The sequence below is a fragment of the Chungangia koreensis genome (assembly GCF_042651785.1).
GTDB lineage: Bacteria > Bacillota > Bacilli > Bacillales_A > Planococcaceae > Chungangia > Chungangia koreensis.
Map to the genome: position 1 here is coordinate 1 of NZ_JBHSEC010000016.1, position 1,489 is coordinate 1,489.

General features: G+C 42.2%; 1 protein-coding gene. It reads left to right on the forward strand.

The window, feature by feature from the left end:
* Positions 1-112 precede the first annotated feature (112 nt).
* Positions 113-1,440 (forward strand): IS3 family transposase gene (locus tag ACFOZY_RS09120; protein ID WP_378154576.1). Its coding sequence is split into 2 segments (ribosomal slippage): positions 113-491 and positions 491-1,440, totalling 1,329 coding nucleotides; the frame shifts between segments, so codons are not numbered across the junction.
* The last annotated feature ends 49 nt before the right edge of the window (positions 1,441-1,489 follow it).

Consider the following 1,489-nt stretch of genomic DNA (forward strand, 5'->3'; position numbering starts at 1 on the left):
TTGAACTGAACCCCGAATAGTGGACACTTTAATAAAAGTGACCCTATTCGGGGTTTTTGTCTGTTCAAAACCCCGTTATAATAGTTCAAATAGATGAAACGGGTGAGTGAATATGAGTAAAAGAATTTTTAATGAATCTCAACAGAGAATATTGGAACGCAATGAGGCTGTCCAAGCTGTTACCGATCGGTCGATTTCGTTTACTCCTGAATTCAAAATCAAGGCAGTTAACGAATACAAACAAGGGAAATCGCCTTCTGATATCTTCATCAATCAAGGGTTGACGTTGGACCTCATCGGTCCAAAGAAGCCGAAGGAATGCTTATCACGTTGGAGATCCACCTATGCCGTTTACGGCGAGGAAGGCTTTTATATAGAAAGGCGTGGAAAAGGCAGTACTGGGAGACCTCCTGTGAAAAATCAATCTGCGGAAAAGCGATTGGAAAAGGCTGAAGCGCGCATAAAATATCTGGAAGCTGAACTTGAACTTTTAAAAAAGCTCGAGGAACTCGAAAGGCAGGCGAGGAAGAGACACTAAAGCCATATGAGAAATATCAATTGATCAATGAAATCATTCGCAAATATAATTTACAGTACATGACGGCCTACCTTTGTACAGTGACGGAAGTAAGCCGAAGCGGATACTACGCTTGGTTGAAACAGTCGGACAACCGATCCGTAAAGGAGGAATCAGATTTCCTGGATTACCTTCTCCTAAAACAAATCTATGATGCAAAGAGAGGAAAAGCAGGTTATCGGGTCCTCCGGATGATTTTAGAGAATGACTATGGTGTCATCATGAATCCTAAGAAAATCCGGAGACTAACGAATAAGTTTGGGATGAGCGCGAAGATTCGCCGTATGAACCCATACAGAAAGCTGGCGAAGGCCACCCAAGAACACCGTACGGTGTCAAACCATCTGAATCGCGAGTTTAAGCAGGAAGAACCCCAGAAAGTATTCTTAACCGATATCACCTATCTTCACTACAGGAATGGGCAAACCGCTTACCTTTCCTGTGTTAAAGATTTGGCGACACGTGAGATTGTATCGTTTGATCTTTCAAGAAGCCTATCCATGGAGATTGTCTATCGGACTCTTGCCAGATTGAAAGAGTCATTGAATGGAAACATTCATCCTGAAGCCATCCTACATTCAGATCAGGGATTCCACTATACTCATCCTGAATACAGGAATCGAGTGAGGAAAATGGAACTTACACAGTCAATGTCCCGTAAGGGTAATTGCCTGGATAATGCCCCAATGGAATCATTCTTCGGCCATTTGAAAGACGAGTTAGACTATAGACAAGCAGAGGATTTTGAAACTCTTTATAAACTTGTGGCGGAGTATATCGAGGAGTACAATACTCAGAGATATCAATGGGATTTAAAAAAGATGACTCCGGTACAATACCGAAGCCATCTTTTGGCTGCCTAATTGGCAGGTTGCTTTTATTTAATTGTCCATTTTACAGGGCGCAGTTCAA